The organism is Bacillus sp. FJAT-52991 (genome assembly GCF_037201805.1).
Classification (GTDB): domain Bacteria; phylum Bacillota; class Bacilli; order Bacillales; family Domibacillaceae; genus Bacillus_CE; species Bacillus_CE kandeliae.
This window is the reverse complement of record NZ_CP147404.1, coordinates 1022408-1039267: the sequence shown is the minus strand read 5'-3', so window position 1 is coordinate 1039267 and position 16860 is coordinate 1022408. Positions and strand designations below refer to the sequence as shown.

Below are 16860 nucleotides of genomic sequence, written 5' to 3'. Positions count from 1 at the left end.
TTCTTCGTTGTTCCTTCACCATTAATTATGGCTTTCTCAACAAGTGCCAGGCTTCTTCAACTGAGGGAAGCCTAGCCTTGTTTTGAAGAAAATTCCCCTGTCGTATATCAATAAAACAAAATAAAAAACACGACCAATAAAGTCGTGTTTTCATGTAGATTTATGGTTGTAAATTCATCCAGCCTTGTAAGGAATGAATAGAAAATCCATCAAAGCTAGGAAGGCTTTCGTATGAAGACTGGACGATTTGCAATTGCTCCCACATGGCTGCTTGTCCTTCTTCATAGAAAGAGATAAATTCTCCCTCCTGAGAAGCTAGTGTTTCTACACCAATGGATACTTTTTTGTTTATCGATGCTGCGTAATTGATCTCATCTTCAACTAATTTCACTATCCCATTTGAACCTAGTGCTTGATCACGATAGGCCATGATTGTCACCGAATCTGTATGAGCAATAACCCAATCAGACAGTTTACCTTTTCCAAATTGATTATCATAAAATCTACTATCAAACCAAAATGGAATATCCGCCGCTAAAGGTAACCCCAATTGTTGAGCCCGTTGATTCGCTTCAAGCAACAATGATTGATAAGATTGGACAGTTTGTTGATATTTTTTTTTCCAGCCTGCGTATAAGTAAGGTTCCACATCTAAATGAATGCCTGAAAACTGTTCCTCAGGTAAGGCATGAAGTTGGTAATCTTGTACCCAATCAAAAAATTTTTTTTGAGAAGCAAGGCCTGTACTAGACACCCACGATGGTGCACCATCAAGTGCATGTACCTTTATATCATTGACGCTTGCTTGTTGAATAAACGCTTTATAAGCACTTGCAGGAATATCCTTATTTATTTGCAAATATACATCTGTCACTTGATTTTGTTTCATAAAATTCAGCAACTGATCTTTATTAGACACAATCTCTGCTGTATCCCATAGCCATGTCGCTTTTGGTGTGGGTTGTTCGCTTGCAGCCACATTTTGCTTGATCATCACAAAACCTGCACTTTCTAAAATTAATACAGCGATCAATACGAACACAAACTTTCTTAACATCTTCACACTAAACATCTCCTCATCAAAGTCGCCATCTCACTTCAAAAAGGAGATTAGCAGCCCGGCGGCCATACAGCTGAAGCTGCTTAGGTCCGTAGCTTTGCGTCCTTGACTTTCATCAAGTTTGCCTTTTTATACTCTTAATATCGACATACATAAGAAATTTTTTATAGGTACAGCCAAAATATACGAGCTTCATTTCGCGTATTCCTATGACTTGTCACTAATTTGTTCTAATTCTTTCTTTAATAGTTCTACCCCATTTGGACTTAAGTGGATTTTCCCATTAAATAGACTAATATTTTCAGATGTCACTTCACCTGTAATAATACAAGCCTGTTCAGCCTTGTATTTTCTTAAAATGATTTTATCCTCATCTACAAAAATTTCCATGGCATCTTTTATATCAATCGATAAATTTTTTCGTAATTCTTTCGGAACAACAATTCTCCCAAGTTGATCTACTTTTCGAACAATTCCGGTTGACTTCACTTCTCGTCCCCCCTTTACATTCATTACGGAAATTATATCATATTTTCTACTACAAATGTAAATAAAAAGAAATTGATATAGAAGAAAATTTATGATCATGAAATCAATTTCAAAAGAAAAGGAGCTGACCACGGAATCCAGTATATAAAGAGTGTAAGTCGCTTTATATACTGGGTTTCCTTATGGATGTCAGCCCTTTGATAAAACTGTTCTATTCCTTTATTTCGGTTGCATTCGAATCGCTCCGTCTAGCCGAATCACCTCTCCATTTAACATCGAATTTTCCACGATCGCTTGCACTAATTGAGCATATTCTTGTGGTCGACCAAGCCTGGATGGGAAAGGAGTCATCGCTCCAAGTGCTACTCGCGCCGCTTCTGGTAATGTGTTAAACATTGGTGTCTCGAATAACCCTGGTGCGATCGCCATTACTCGGATGCCGTCTTTCGCTAATTCTCTAGCAATTGGTAATGTCATAGCCACGACACCACCTTTAGAGGCACTATAAGCCGCTTGACCAATTTGACCTTCAAACGCTGCTACTGATGCTGTAGAAATAATGACTCCCCGTTCTCCCTTCTCATTCACCTCATTAGAGACCATCCGCTCTGCCGCTAAACGAATCACATTAAACGTACCCACTAGATTCACCTGAATAACTTTATTGTACTCACTTAAACTAGTAGCCTTCCCTTTTGATAGCACTTTCTTTGGGGTACCAATCCCGGCACAATTAACAACTAGATTAACTTTTCCAAACGCTTCAATCGCTTGGTCTAGCGCGTGTGTGATCTCTTCCTCATTCGTTACATCCGCTTTTACAAATATCACATGCTCATGTCCAAGCTGTTCCACAAGAGCAGCCCCATTCGCTTCATTCATATCTAAAATAACAGCCTTCCCACCATGTTCAACGACATGTTTGACCGTCGCTTCTCCTAATCCTGAAGCTCCACCCGTTACAACAGCCACACTTTGATTCAACTCCACCTTCATTCCTCCTCGGTTCTTTATTAAATAAAAAATTAATCGATCCGCTCAATAATCGTTGCATTAGCCATGCCATGCCCTTCACACACAGCTTGCAAGCCGTAACGACCATTTGTTCGTTCTAATTCATTCATCAACGTAATCATCAATTTTGCCCCTGTTGCACCAAGGGGATGTCCTAACGCAATCGCTCCACCGTTAACATTCAATTTTTCTGGATTAGCCCCGGTATCAGCTAGCCAAGCAAGTGGTACAGAAGCGAAAGCCTCATTCACTTCATATAAATCGATATCGTCAATCGTTAATCCAGCTTTCTTTAAAGCTTTCTCCGTTGCATCAATCGGTCCCGTCAACATCAATGTTGGATCAGAACCGATAACAGTACGGGCAACAATTCGAAAACGAGGTGTTAACTGTAACTCATCCGCTTTTTCTCGAGACATGATCAACAAGGCGGCTGCTCCATCACTCATTTGACTTGCATTTCCTGCGTGAACCTTTCCACCTTCTTTAAAGACGGGCTTTAAACTTTGTAATCTTTCAATTGTTGTCTCTTTTCTAGGCCCTTCATCTTCACTAACGAGCACTTTAGATCCATCCTCAAGCGTTGCCTCAATCGGCAAAATCTCTTTGTTAAATCTTCCTTCAGCTTGAGCTTGCAGCGCTTTTTGATGACTATTATAAGAAAACTCATCTAACATCTCACGGCTGAATCCCCATTGATCAGCTATTCTTTCGGCTGACAAGCCTTGATGAATAATTTCATGTTTAGAAGTGAGCTGTTCGCTCCATTCAGCATCTAGCCGATTAGAAAACATCGGTACGCGCGTCATACTCTCTACTCCGCCAGCAATCACAATATCCATATCCCCTGATGCTATTGCTTGAGCGGCAAAATGAACCGCTTGCTGACTTGATCCACATTGACGATCAATCGTTGTTCCTGGAACACTGATTGGAAAATCAGCCATTAGCGAAGCTAGCCTTGCGATATTAACGGATTGTTCACCCACTTGGGACACACAACCGAAGATGACATCCTCTACCATATCCGCTGAGATTCCTGCTCGAGAGACTAATCCTTTTAACACTTCTGCAGCTAGATCGTCTGGACGAGTGTTGCTAAACGCTCCTTTACGTCTGCCTACTGCCGAACGAACACCTTCAACAATCACTACTTCTCTCATCTACCTACACGCCCCTTTTTATAGTTCTAAATTTTTGGCAATAATTTGCTTCATAATTTCATTCGTTCCCGCGTAAATCGCCAGAACTGGTATATCACGGTATCTGCGAGCAATTGGATATTCCTCCATGTAGCCATATCCTCCATGTAGCTGCATACACTCAGTTGCCACCCGCTTCGCCATATCCGTCGTCCACCATTTCGCCATCGAAACCTGATTAACCACTTCTTTTCCTTCCATATGGTTGACGATTAAATCGTCAATGAATGTACGCCCGATTTGAATTTCTGTTGCCATTTCCGCAATTTTAAATTGAGTATTTTGAAATTGGCTAATCGACTTACCAAATGCCTTTCTGCTCTTCACATAATCAATCGTAAGCGCTAGCATCTCTTCGGCACTTACAATAGCTTCAATTGTGACGATGAGGCGCTCTTGCTGAAGTTTATTCATCATGTAATAAAATCCTTTTCCCTCTTCACCAAGCAAATTGCTAACAGGTACTTTAGCATCCTCAAAAATTAATTCGGCTGTGTCTTGTCCCCACTGTCCGACCTTCTCTAATTTTTTTCCTCTTTTAAAACCTGGTGTGTCGCGCTCAACAGCGATTAAACTAATCCCCTTATACCCTGGCTGTACCGACGTATCCGTTTTACAAGCCAAAATGATTAAATCAGAATGTATTCCATTGGTGATAAAGGTTTTTTCCCCATTAATAATATAATGATCGCCATCACGTACAGCCGTCGTTTTAATATTAGCTAAATCAGAACCAGCCCCAGGCTCGGTCATGGCAATAGCCGTAATATATTCCCCTGTTACACACTTCGGTAGCCAACGGGCCTTTTGCTCGTCATTTCCGTAAGACTCAATATAAGGTACGACGATATCATTATGTAACCCAACGCCTACTAAGCTCGTACCTATCCGCTCTAGCTCTTCCGTGATCACGACAGAATAGCCAAAATCAGCATTCATTCCCCCATATTTTTCATCAACAGCTGGGCATAAAAAACCTTGCTCCCCTAGCTTTGTCCAAAATTCGCGAGGAATGAGGCGATTTTTCTCCCACTCGTCAAAATGAGGCTCCGCTTCCTTCTTTAAAAACTTCCGAAAAGATTCTCGTAAAATTTGATGTTCTTCCGTAAGATATCGATGATTCATCTTGTTTTCCTCCTAACTTTAAAATGAACAGGCACTCAAAATATTCATCACTTTTCTACCTAGCTACTTTATTAATTGCAAGTATCGTGCCAACCTCTTCTCGTGAAGAATTCACCTGTATGGACACTCATCTGTGCAAATATCGGACACTTTTGCACAGGTAAGTGTCTGTTTTCAACGCAAAAACATACTAACATTAGTAGCACAAACCAAGGCCAAGGTTTGTGCTACTATTTTTTTATAGTAGAAGTGAAGAAAGGTCGAACGGCCCCTGGGACCAAATCGAGTCCGTTTCAAAAACCGACCAACTTCACACCCTTATGTGAATCAGTTTAGTATGTTGGATCCGTAGAGATCGTGTATAAGAAAAGGGAATCGATAAGGCCCTGTGAAGACTTCTATGATTGGCTAAGAAGGAGAAATGAATATGCAACATGTAGTCGCTCTTGATGTGAGTATGGGGAAAAGTACGATGGTGATTTATAACCAATATCGTCAATGTGAATTTGAAGGAGAAATTCTTCATACCAAACCCTCATTTGAAGCTTTGAACGAAAAACTCCAAACATTAACAAAACAGGATGGACAAGCACCAGAGATTGTATTTGAAGCGACAGGTGTTTATTCCGCATCATTAGAACGCTTTTTCCAAACAGAAGGTTATATCTACCATCGAGTGAACCCTCTTGAAGCGAATCTTCAAATGGCATCGATGCGTCGACAAAAAACAGACAAAAGCGATGCACATGAACTGGCAAAATCACATTTTAAAGTAGAGCGTACAGCTACTTATCAAGAAGAAGGCTATTATAAACAAATGCGATCACTCACACGTTATTATGATGAACTAGATCGTGAAATCACTCATCTTTTCAGTCGCCTGCATGCCATTCTACAACTCAGTTTTCCAGAATTAGAAATCATATTTTCAACACGCTCGGCCCTTTTTCTCAATATTGTGCAGCTCTATCCGCATCCAGATGAGGTACTCACTTGTTCCAAAACCATCATTCGTAATCGGCTAAAAGCAAATACAAGGAAGAATCTATCTCTTTCGCGAGCAGAAGCGAAAGGACTCGCTTTACTAGAAGCTGCGAAAGATTCGTATCCAGCCATTTCAAAAGAGGATGTGCGTTGTGAACAAGTACGTGACTATGCGAAAAGGATCTCTGATTTAAAAGAAAAGAAAGAAGGGCTTGTGAAACAAATGGTCGAGCTCTCAAAGGAAAGAACCGAATACAACGTACTGATTTCATTTCCCGGTATCGGAGAAGCGACAGCTGTTCGTCTGATTGGAGAGCTTGGGGATATTCGCCGTTTCAAGAACCACAAGCAGTTAAATGCCTATGTTGGTATTGATGTGATGCGTTATCAATCAGGAAATACCTATTACAAAGATAAGATCAATAAACGAGGAAACAACAAGCTACGAAAAATCTTGTTTTATATGGTTCAGACCATGATTACATTACGTCGATTCGGTGGAAATCATTTGGTGGATTACTATGACAAATTAAAAACGCAACCTCAAGGAAAGCCCCATAAAGTTGCGTCGATTGCCTGTGTGAACAAGTTTTTGAAAGTGGCATTTCACCTGATCACACACCATATCACTTATGACTACGAAACAGCCTCAACCTGTTCGTAATTGGTTAGTCCTACTATAACATATTTGACCTTTCGAAAAAAACGAAATTTCGTTAGGTCTTTTTGGTATGCGCAAATTTGTTTCTGTAGGAAGGGGTACCCCTTCCTACAGAAACAAATTCATCTAACTAAATAAAATTCATCTAAAACTACTTGACTAGAGGTAAGAAGGGGCCGTCTCATAAATAGTTGAGCCGGCCCCTTCTGCACCGAAAGCCAAGCGACAGGTGCAAAAAACTAATTTAATAGCATTTTCAAATAAGAAGTATCATCTCAAAAATTGGCGACGCAGACTTTTGGGGCACATCCTTTTTATTTCCTGCAGCCCTGATACACATCGAACAATGTTTGAAAGCCTAATTCTTGGAGTTTTTTCACAGATCGAGTCCATAATTGTGCGGTCATTTTTGCATCGCCTAACGCATGATGGCGCTCGTGAATGTCAATCCCATAATAAGAACAACAGTCCTCTAAAGGCGTAAATAAAGTATTTTCTCTTTCCATCTCTTTTTCCAGATTCCGTATAAAGGCGATATGTTCACTATTATTTTGCTTAAGCAAAGGCGCATAAAGGGCGGAGTTTGCCTTTCCGTTTAGTTGCTTCATCCAATGAATAATTTGTTCAAATCTCATATTTTTAACGTCCTTTTGACAATCGACTCTGTTAAAAATTGACCAAACACGCCGACTCCTTTTTTCATATAACTTGTATTATCAAAAAAACGGTTTAGTAAGTGCGGCTTCTGATGAAGAAATTGCTGCAGTCTTTGTTTTAATTTCTGAATGGGACTTGCCTCTCCAACGACGACTCTCGCATCATAAAAAATGAGTAAATGACGAATCGATTCCCAAGTTTTTTTCTGATTTAATCAATAATATTAATGTTGTAATATTTGAGCCAATGGTTGATTTGAATGAGGTGGGCAATGAGTTGAGGACCAGTCATAAGCTGGCCGAACCATGGGTTTTTGAGTAATGAAGCATTTGTATCGATGATCTCTTTGATTTTCTGCTTTGAAAGTAGTTCAAGTATAGGAGATGATTTGTTTTCAATGATCGTTGTTAATTGTTGCTTTACCCTTTTGGTGTATTCAGGATGATGGGTTTTCGGATAAGGACTTTTCTTGCGATAAAGGACATCATCTGGAAGCACCCCTTCTAAAGCACGGCGCAACAGCCCTTTTTCGCGACCGTGCAACATTTTTATTTCCCAAGGAATATTCCAGACGTATTCAACGAGCCGATGATCGGCAAAAGGAACGCGAACTTCTAAGCTTGCTCCCATGCTCATGCGGTCTTTTCGTTCAAGCAACGTCGTCATAAACCAAATCATATTGAGATAAAACATTTCCCGACGCTTAGCTTCCATAAGGCTTTCTCCATCCAATCGCGGGGTTTCCTTCACTGTTTCCTTGTATCGCTCTTGGACATATCCCTTCAGGTCGAGTTTTGTTCGCCAGTGTGGTAACAGCAGCTGTTCTCTCTCGTCTAGCGATCTCATCCATGGAAAAGCTCCTTCATTCAACATTTCTTCTTTATAAAACCAAGGATAACCGCCAAATATCTCATCAGCACATTCACCTGACAACGCCACGGTAAAATCCTTCTTAATCCATTCACAAAACCATAACAACGATGAATCTACATCTGCCATTCCTGGCAAATCTCTCATAATCGTAGCATCCTTCAACCTTTCCACAAGCTGTTCATTATCAATCACAGCTGACTGATGAATAGATCCTACATATTGTTTCATGCGTTCGATCCAAGGGGCATCTTCATCCGGTTGAAAAGCAGTCACCTGAAAAAACTGTCGGTTTTGCTCATAATCGATCGAATACGTGTGTAACGAGCCACGACCGGTTTTAGCAAAATAACTGGAAGCAATCGCACTAATCGCACTCGAATCCACTCCACCTGATAAAAATGTACAAACAGGCATATCAGCCACCAATTGTCGCTCCACCGCATCTTGCACGAGAAATCTCACACGCTCAATTGTTTCCTGCAACGAATGTTCATGCTTCTTGCTTTCCACATTCCAGTATCGCCAAATACGCACTCCTTGACGATCATAAGATAAAGCATGGGCCGGGCGTAGTTCTTGAATTCCTCGAAACACACCTTGCCCAGGAGTTCGGGAAGGTCCTAATCCTAACACTTCTTGCCACCCTTCCCGTCCTACCTCACTTTTCACTTCCGGATGAGTTAACAAGGCTTTCAGTTCCGATGCAAATAAGAAAGAGCGACCTTTTTCACTATAAAACAAAGGCTTGACGCCAAGCCGATCTCTCGCCATAAACAATCGCTCACGTTGATGATCCCAAATAGCAAAAGCAAAAATTCCATTAAAATAGTCAACACATTTTTCTTTCCATTCGATATAAGCGGTCAATAACACTTCCGTATCGGAATGAGAGCGAAAGGAATACCCTTTTTTCAACAACTCGTTGCGCAATTCTTCCGTATTATAAAGCTCACCATTATAAACTAGAGTGTATCCATTTTTCTCCATCGGTTGAATCCCACCAGCAGGATCAACGACAATTAACCGCGTATGACCTAGTGCTGCATGATAGGTACTCCAAATATTTGAGGCATCGGGTCCCCTTTTAACTAATGAGGCAACCATTTTCTCTACAATGGATACTTGTTTCGTTACATCTTGATCCCAATCAATCCATCCTGTTATTCCACACACAAGCATTCACCTTCTCTAATTAGGATTTTTTTCGCCTGCGCCCTGAATTGATATTAATATTGAGTCAAATACTGTTCCCGTTCCCAAGGATGAACTTGTGTACGGAACATATCCCATTCGATTTGTTTTGCTTCGATGAAATGTTCAAATAAATGAGCGCCTAACGAATCAACAATCACTTCATTTGCTTTTAATTGATTCAATGCTTCGGCTAATGTCGCTGGTAAATCGACAATGCCATTCGCCACTCGTTCCTCCTTCGTCATGACGTAAATATTTTGATCGACTGATTTAGGTGGCGTGAGTTGATTTTTGATGCCATCTAAACCAGCTGCAAGAAGGACAGCCATCGCTAAATATGAATTGGCGGCCGGATCGACACTACGAACCTCGACACGAGTGCTTAACCCTCTAGAAGCTGGAATTCGAATGAGCGGACTTCTATTTCTCGCTGACCAAGCCACATAACATGGAGCCTCATAGCCTGGAACTAACCGTTTGTAAGAGTTAACCGTTGGATTCGTAACTGCGGTAAAACTCGGTGCATGTTTGATAATTCCCGCAATGAATTGGCGGGCCGTTCCGCTTAATTCCAATTCACCATTTGCATCATAAAAAGCATTTTCACCATTTTTGAACAGGGAAAGATTACAATGCATCCCTGAACCGTTTACACCAAACAATGGTTTTGGCATAAATGTCGCGTGCAGGCCATGCTTACGGGCAATTGTTTTCACCACTAGCTTAAATATTTGAATATCATCACAAGCTTTGACCGCATCTGTATATTTAAAATCAATCTCATGCTGGCCAGGGGCTACTTCATGATGAGAAGCCTCAACCTCAAAGCCCATTTCTTCTAATTCCAACACAATATCGCGACGGCAATTCTCCCCTAAATCGGTCGGGGCTAAATCAAAATAACCACCTTGATCATTTAACTCGAGTGTCGGCTCCCCTTTTTCATTTAACTTAAAAAGGAAAAATTCCGGCTCTGGCCCTAAGTTGAATTCTGTAAAACCTAAATCCGTCATTTCTTTCAACAGTCGTTTTAAGTTTCTGCGAGGATCACCTTCAAATGGCTGACCATTCGGATGGTAAATATCACAAATAAAGCGAGCGACTTTCCCTTTTTCAGCTGTCCATGGAAAAATAACAAATGTGTCTAAGTCGGGATACAAATACATATCAGATTCTTCAATTCTCACAAAGCCCTCAATCGAAGACCCGTCAAACATCATCTTATTGCTTAATGCCTTTTCAAGCTGAGATGAAGGGATCTCCACGTTTTTGATCGTCCCTAAAATGTCTGTAAACTGAAGGCGAATAAATTTCACATTCTCCTCTTCAACTAAACGAACAACCTCTTCTTTATTATATTTAGCCATTTGATTAGCTCCCTTCTTTTTACGGTAAAAATGTCGCTCCCATTAAATAACGATCACATTCACGAGCTACCCCACGTCCTTCGTTAATCGCCCAAACAATTAAACTTTGCCCTCTGCGTACATCTCCCGCAGCAAACACGCCCTCCACATTGGTCGTATATATTCCAAATGGTGCGTCTACACATCCTCGTTCATTTTGATGGAGGTCAAATGAGTGAATCACTTCTTGTTCTGGTCCGCTAAAGCCAGCTGCAATTAATACGAGCTGGGCTGGCCATACCTTCTCTGTTCCAGGAATCTCATGAAACACGACGCAGCCATCTTCGCCGATCGTTTTTTCCATTTGCACGGTATGAAGCTCTTTCACCTGGCCATTATCATCTCCAATAAACTTCTTCGATAATAAGCAATATTCACGCGGGTCTTTGCCCGTTTGAGCAGCAGCTTCTGCATAGGCATAATCAAGCGAGAACACTTGAGGATACTGTGGCCACGGGTTATTCTTACTTCTTTCTGTTGGAAGCTGCGGGTGCTTCCCAAACTGAACGATGCTTTTACAGCCTTGCCTTAAAGCAGTAGCCACACAATCCGCCCCTGTATCTCCCCCTCCAATGACAATGACATCCTGTCCTTTCGCTGAAATAAACTGTCCATTTTCAAAATTGGAATCTAATAAGCTTTTCGTATTGAGTGTTAAATAATCCATCGCAAAGTGAATACCGTTTAACTCTCGTCCTTCAATGGTTACATTTCGATGCTTTTGGGCGCCCGTGCAAAGGATCACCGCATCAAATTCAGCACGTAGCTGTTGAGGAGAAATATCCTTTCCTATTTCCGTATTGGTGACAAACGTGATTCCTTCCGCTTGTAATAACTGCACGCGCCGCTCAACAATGCTCTTCTCTAGTTTCATATTAGGAATCCCGTAAGTGAGCAAACCGCCAATGCGATCAGCTCGTTCAAAAACGGTGACAAGATGCCCCGCTTTATTTAATTGATCGGCACTAGCGAGTCCAGCTGGCCCTGAGCCAACAATCGCTACTTTTTTGCCTGTTCTTGTTTTCGGCGGCTTTGGTACGATCCACCTTTCAGCAAAGCCTTTATCAATGATGGCACGCTCGATTGACTTAATCGCTACCGCTGAATCATGAATCGCTACCGTACATGACCCCTCACATGGAGCTGGGCATACTCTTCCAGTAAATTCAGGAAAATTATTTGTTTTCAACAAACGTTCCAGTGCTTCCTGCCAGCGACCACGATAGATGAGCTCATTCCACTCTGGAATCAAATTGTATAAGGGGCAGCCCATCGCCATCCCTGCCATTTGAACACCTGTATGACAAAACGGCGTCCCACAACCCATGCATCTAGCCCCTTGGATTTGATATTGATCGTCACATAAAGATTGTTGATACTCCTTCCAATCATTGATTCGATCTAGGGGATTTCGCTCTTGTGGCACTTCCCGCTGATATTCGATAAACCCTGTAGGCTTTCCCATACGTCTATCACTTCCTTTCTAGTTAGGCATGCTCCAAGTTCTTCAATTGAGATTTTTCGGTAAAAGCATAGAGTTTCGCTTCTTGTAAAGAAAGCCCTGCTTGTTGCATTTGCTCAATCGATTCCACCATCTGCTTATACTCTTTCGGAATCACCTTTACCCATTGCGGCAAAAGCTCCACCCAATGATCAAGAATGTATCGAGCACGAGAACTATTCGTATACTCGTAATGACGAACAATCATTTGTTTGACTTCTTCTTGATCAGTCGTTGTCTCCAATGACTCTAAGCTCACCATTTGCTGGTTACAACGCTGTTGGAACTCTTCTTTCCCTTGAGTAAACACATACGCCATTCCACCAGACATGCCTGCCGCAAAATTTTTCCCGACTGCTCCAAGCACTACGACACGTCCTCCTGTCATATACTCACAGCCATGATCGCCAATGCCTTCAACGACTGCATGCACACCGCTATTTCTTACACAGAAACGCTCACCTGCAAGACCGTGAATGTAAGCTTCTCCAGCGGTTGCTCCGTAAAAAGCGACATTGCCGATAAGGCTATTTTCTTCAGGAAGATAAGTTGATTGATCAGATGGATAAACTATGATTTTTCCGCCAGACAACCCTTTGCCGACATAATCGTTGGCATCTCCTTGAAGGGCCATCGTCACTCCCTTTGGTAAAAACGAAGCAAAACTTTGACCCGCAGATCCAGTGAATGCTAACTGGATGGTATCTTCAGCAAGCCCTTCCTGACCATACCGTTTCGTTATTTCACTCCCTAAAATCGTCCCGACTGTCCGATGAACATTTTGAATCGAAAAGCTTGCTTGGACGGATTGCTTTCTTTCAAGAGCTGGCTGACAAACCGATAAAATCTCCGTTTCATCGAGTGATTGATCTAAGCGATGATTCTGTGATTGTTGAAAGAACATTCCGACTTCTCTTTGAAGATTCTGTTGATAAAGAAGCGAGGAAAGATCTAATTCCTTGGCTTTCCACTGAGCTTTGACCTTTTCATTTATGACAAGTGTTTCTGTCCGGCCGACCATTTCATCGATTGTTCGAAAGCCTAATGAAGCCATTATTTCTCGGACGTCTTGAGCGATAAATCTCATAAAATTCTCGACGTGTTCAGCGGTACCCATGAATTTTTTACGCAGTTCAGGATTTTGCGTCGCTACGCCAACAGGGCAAGTATTTAGATGACAAACTCGCATAAGCACACAGCCTAATACGACAAGTGGGGCTGTCGCAAAACCGTATTCTTCCGCTCCTAGTAAAGTCGCCATGACAACATCACGTCCGGTCATCAGTTTACCATCCGATTCTAAAACAACTCGACTCCGAAGATCATTTAACATCAAAGTTTGATGCACTTCGGCAAGTCCAAGCTCCCACGGAATGCCTGCATGCTTAATACTTGTTCTTGGCGAGGCACCTGTTCCACCTTCATAACCGCTAATTAAAATAACATCCGCAAGCCCTTTAGCGACCCCAGCGGCAATTGTCCCCACACCAGCTTTCGCTACAAGCTTCACGCTAATTCTTGCGGCTGGATTGGCATTTTTCAAATCATGGATCAATTGAGCGAGATCTTCAATCGAGTAAATATCATGATGTGGAGGTGGTGAAATTAAACCTACACCCGGAGTTGAACCACGTACTTCCGCAATCCACGGATACACTTTTTCTCCTGGTAACTGTCCCCCTTCTCCCGGCTTTGCTCCTTGTGCCATTTTAATTTGAATTTCAGTCGCATTCACTAAATAATGGCTCGATACTCCGAAACGGCCAGAAGCTACTTGTTTAATAGCACTGCGGCGTAAATCCCCCTTTTCATCTGGTGAATAGCGATCCGGATGTTCTCCTCCTTCGCCACTATTACTCTTTCCTCCAATGCGATTCATCGCAATTGCCAATGTTTCATGAGCCTCTTGACTTAATGAGCCGTATGACATCGCACCAGTTTTAAAGCGGCGGCAAATCGCTTCGACAGATTCCACTTCCTCAATTGGAATCGCCTGGGTCTCTTTAAAGCCGAACAATCCTCGCAGAAAGATCAGCTGCTCTTCATTCGCCATTTCCGCATATTTTTTATACAACTCGTAATTATTCGTTCGACAAGCTTGCTGGAGGGTGTGAATCGTTGTTGGACGAAAAGCATGAAATTCTCCGTCTTGTCTCCATTGAAAGTCGCTCCCTGATTCTAGCGATTGATCTTGAGAGTAGAATGCTTGACGATGACGCATCAATGTTTCTTTGGCAATCGTTTCTAGAGAGATGCCCCCAATTTGCGAAGCTGTTCCAGTGAAGTATCGATCAATCACCATTTGACCAATGCCGATCGCCTCAAAAATTTGCGCCCCTCGATAGCTTTGAATGGTGGAAATCCCCATTTTGGACATCACTTTTACAATGCCGCTTGTTGCTGCTTGAATATATTTTTCAACAGCTTCCGCATAAGAGAGGTGTTTGATCTGCTCATTCACAATCATCTCATTGATACTAGCAATGGCAAGATAGGGGTTAATCGCATCCGCTCCATAGCCAATCAGCATACAAAATTGATGAATGTCACGCGCTTCGCCAGTTTCTACTATAATGCTAACCTTCGTTCGGGTTCCTTGACGAACGAGATGATGATGCAGACCACTCACAGCTAATAAAGCGGGAATGGCGGCTAATTCTTCATTCATCTTACGGTCAGATAAAATAATTAAACTCACCCCAGCTTCAATGGCCTGATCTACGGAATGAAATAATTGTTGTAATGCTGTTTCTAATGCCCGTTCCCCATCTTCCGCTTCAAACAACATTGAGAACGTTTGAATTTGAAATTCTTGATGACGAATGCTCGCTAACTGATCATCCGAACAAATGGGTGTCTCTAGGCGAATGCGCCGACAACTGCTTTCATCTGGATGAAGCAAGTTCCCTTCCGCCCCTAGCATCGTTATTGTCGAAGTGACAAAGGCTTCACGGATCGCATCAATTGGTGGGTTCGTCACTTGAGCAAACTGTTGTTTGAAATAATTGTATAAAAGCTGAGGTTTATTCGAAAGTACCGCAAGTGGCGTATCATTCCCCATCGAACCGATCGGCTCTTTTCCCTCTGTCACCATTGGTGCTAATTGCTTCATCAACTCCTCGTACGTATAGCCGAATGCTTTTTGATACGTCACTATTGGCAGTAGATTGGAATTGTTCGTTTGATCTTCTTGAAACAATGGATCAATCGAGATGACTCCTTGCTTTAACCACTGTTGATATGGTTTCTCGTTAGCCATTTGACTTTTCACTTCTTCATTCGGAATGATGCGTCCCTCGATTAAGTCAACTAGCAACATTTCTCCTGGACTCAGTCTCCCTTTTCTCTGTACTTTATCCACAGGGACATCTAACACGCCCACTTCTGATGAAAAAATAATCGTATCATCGGTCGTTACATAATACCTGGCCGGACGTAAACCATTACGATCAAGCATCGCCCCAATTTTCCGTCCATCCGTAAAAGCAATCGCCGCTGGTCCATCCCAAGGCTCCATGAAATAACTATGATACTCATAAAAAGCTCGTAAGGAATCATCCATTAGTGAATTTTTATCCCACGGCTCTGGAATCATCATCATCGCAGCATGAGGCAACGAGCGGCCTGATAAAGTTAAAAACTCCAAGCAATTATCAAACATCGATGAATCACTGCCGTTTGTATCAATGATTGGGACTATTTTTTTCATATCTCTACCAAGCAAATCTGATGTTAATAGTTGTTCACGAGCCTTCATCCAATTGACATTGCCCTTCAGTGTATTGATTTCACCATTATGAATCATATATCGATTCGGATGTGCTCGTTCCCAACTCGGAAAAGTATTCGTACTGAAGCGAGAATGAACGAGTGCCATTGCCGATTTAAAAGAAGGATGTTGTAAATCAAGATAATACGTATCTAGCTGATCAGGTGTCAGCATCCCTTTATATACAATGGTTCTAGTTGAAAGGCTAGCTACATAAAAAATTTCTTCCCCAGCAAGACGATTTTCTTCAATGACGAGCTCTACTCGCTTGCGAATCACGTAAAGCTTGCGTTCAAACGATGATTCATCCATGATTCCATCAGATTTTCCAATGAATACTTGGCGAATGAATGGCTGACTTTCCCTGCCTGTTTCACCAATGTTCGTATCATCTACTGGAACGGTCCGCCAACCTAATAGCTCTTGCCCTTCTTCCTCAATAATCTGATTAAACAATGCTTCACATTTCATCCGACGTTCAACCTCTTGTGGCAAAAACAGCATTCCTACTCCGTAATTACCAACTTCAGGTATGTGAAATTTTGAACAAGTTAATCGAAAAAATTGATGCGGTAACTGCACCATAATTCCTGCTCCATCTCCAGTTTGCGGATCGCTCCCCTGTCCGCCACGATGCTCAAGTCGACAAAGCATCACTGTTGCTTGCTTAACAATTTCACGAGAAGGCTTCCCTTTTATATTTGCAACGAATCCAATACCGCAAGCATCATGTTCAAAGGTCGGGTCATAAAGCCCCTGTTTTAGTGGAAATTTGCTCGATTTCATCGTATCACCCTTTCTAAAATAACCGCGGATTTTTTAAGAAAATTCCAACTTTTCTTCTTGTTACACATTGTATGCCATCACAGTCAATCTGAACAATATATTGTTTGCATGAAATCAATCTGCTTTTGAGAATAATTGA

Annotated in this window: 11 protein-coding genes and 1 riboswitch; of the genes, 1 reads left to right on the top strand and 10 read right to left on the bottom strand. The window is 41.8% G+C overall.

Annotation, left to right across the window (positions count from 1 at the left end; genetic code table 11):
- Positions 1-160: 160 nt before the first annotated feature.
- The 5 genes from WDJ61_RS05405 to WDJ61_RS05385 form a co-directional block, all read right to left on the bottom strand.
- Positions 161-1063 (bottom strand): amidase, encoded by a 903-nt coding sequence (locus tag WDJ61_RS05405; RefSeq protein WP_338753658.1) that lies wholly within the window; start codon positions 1061-1063, stop codon positions 161-163.
- A 46-nt stretch (positions 1064-1109) separates the two neighbouring features.
- Positions 1110-1196, bottom strand: a riboswitch (cyclic di-GMP riboswitch).
- 71 nt (positions 1197-1267) lie between these two features.
- Positions 1268-1549, bottom strand: a complete 282-nt coding sequence (locus tag WDJ61_RS05400; RefSeq protein ID WP_338753656.1) for an AbrB/MazE/SpoVT family DNA-binding domain-containing protein — start codon at positions 1547-1549, stop codon at positions 1268-1270.
- Between the two features lie 219 nt (positions 1550-1768).
- The gene (locus WDJ61_RS05395; RefSeq protein ID WP_338753655.1) at positions 1769-2539 is read right to left on the bottom strand and encodes a 3-hydroxyacyl-CoA dehydrogenase; all 771 of its coding nucleotides are present in this window, start codon (positions 2537-2539) and stop codon (positions 1769-1771) included.
- 35 nt (positions 2540-2574) lie between these two features.
- Positions 2575-3726: a thiolase family protein gene (locus tag WDJ61_RS05390; protein WP_338753654.1), complete on the bottom strand. Its 1152-nt coding sequence runs from the start codon at positions 3724-3726 to the stop codon at positions 2575-2577.
- Between the two features lie 18 nt (positions 3727-3744).
- Positions 3745-4890: an acyl-CoA dehydrogenase family protein gene (locus tag WDJ61_RS05385; RefSeq protein WP_338753653.1), complete on the bottom strand. Its 1146-nt coding sequence runs from the start codon at positions 4888-4890 to the stop codon at positions 3745-3747.
- 427 nt (positions 4891-5317) lie between these two features.
- Between WDJ61_RS05385 and WDJ61_RS05380 the strand changes: the two genes are divergently transcribed.
- Positions 5318-6538, top strand: a complete 1221-nt coding sequence (locus tag WDJ61_RS05380; RefSeq protein ID WP_338751673.1) for an IS110 family transposase — start codon at positions 5318-5320, stop codon at positions 6536-6538.
- Between the two features lie 311 nt (positions 6539-6849).
- Here the strand turns inward: WDJ61_RS05380 and WDJ61_RS05375 are convergent, their stop codons facing one another.
- The 5 genes from WDJ61_RS05375 to gltB form a co-directional block, all read right to left on the bottom strand.
- Complete coding sequence (locus tag WDJ61_RS05375; RefSeq protein ID WP_338753652.1) at positions 6850-7170, bottom strand: hypothetical protein; 321 nt, start codon at positions 7168-7170, stop codon at positions 6850-6852.
- 232 nt (positions 7171-7402) lie between these two features.
- On the bottom strand, positions 7403-9238 hold the full coding sequence (gene asnB / locus WDJ61_RS05370) for an asparagine synthase (glutamine-hydrolyzing) (protein ID WP_338753651.1): 1836 nt from the start codon (positions 9236-9238) through the stop codon (positions 7403-7405).
- Between the two features lie 53 nt (positions 9239-9291).
- Positions 9292-10626 carry a type I glutamate--ammonia ligase gene (glnA, locus tag WDJ61_RS05365; RefSeq protein ID WP_338753649.1) on the bottom strand — a complete coding sequence of 445 codons (1335 nt, stop codon included), beginning with the start codon at positions 10624-10626 and terminating at the stop codon, positions 9292-9294.
- Between the two features lie 19 nt (positions 10627-10645).
- A complete protein-coding gene (gene gltD / locus WDJ61_RS05360) occupies positions 10646-12130 on the bottom strand; it encodes a glutamate synthase small subunit (protein WP_338753648.1) in 1485 nt (494 codons plus the stop codon).
- A gap of 22 nt (positions 12131-12152) precedes the next feature.
- Positions 12153-16721, bottom strand: coding sequence for a glutamate synthase large subunit (gltB, locus tag WDJ61_RS05355; protein WP_338753647.1), 4569 nt, complete (start codon positions 16719-16721; stop codon positions 12153-12155).
- Positions 16722-16860 lie beyond the last annotated feature (139 nt).

Coding starts and splice junctions, on each gene's coding strand:
- WDJ61_RS05380 (WP_338751673.1), top strand. CDS start 5,318: ATGCAACATGTAGTCGCTCTTGATGTGAGTATGGGGAAAAGTACGATG.
- WDJ61_RS05390 (WP_338753654.1), bottom strand. CDS start 3,726: ATGAGAGAAGTAGTGATTGTTGAAGGTGTTCGTTCGGCAGTAGGCAGA.
- WDJ61_RS05385 (WP_338753653.1), bottom strand. CDS start 4,890: ATGAATCATCGATATCTTACGGAAGAACATCAAATTTTACGAGAATCT.
- glnA (WP_338753649.1), bottom strand. CDS start 10,626: ATGGCTAAATATAATAAAGAAGAGGTTGTTCGTTTAGTTGAAGAGGAG.
- gltD (WP_338753648.1), bottom strand. CDS start 12,130: ATGGGAAAGCCTACAGGGTTTATCGAATATCAGCGGGAAGTGCCACAA.
- gltB (WP_338753647.1), bottom strand. CDS start 16,721: ATGAAATCGAGCAAATTTCCACTAAAACAGGGGCTTTATGACCCGACC.
- WDJ61_RS05375 (WP_338753652.1), bottom strand. CDS start 7,170: ATGAGATTTGAACAAATTATTCATTGGATGAAGCAACTAAACGGAAAG.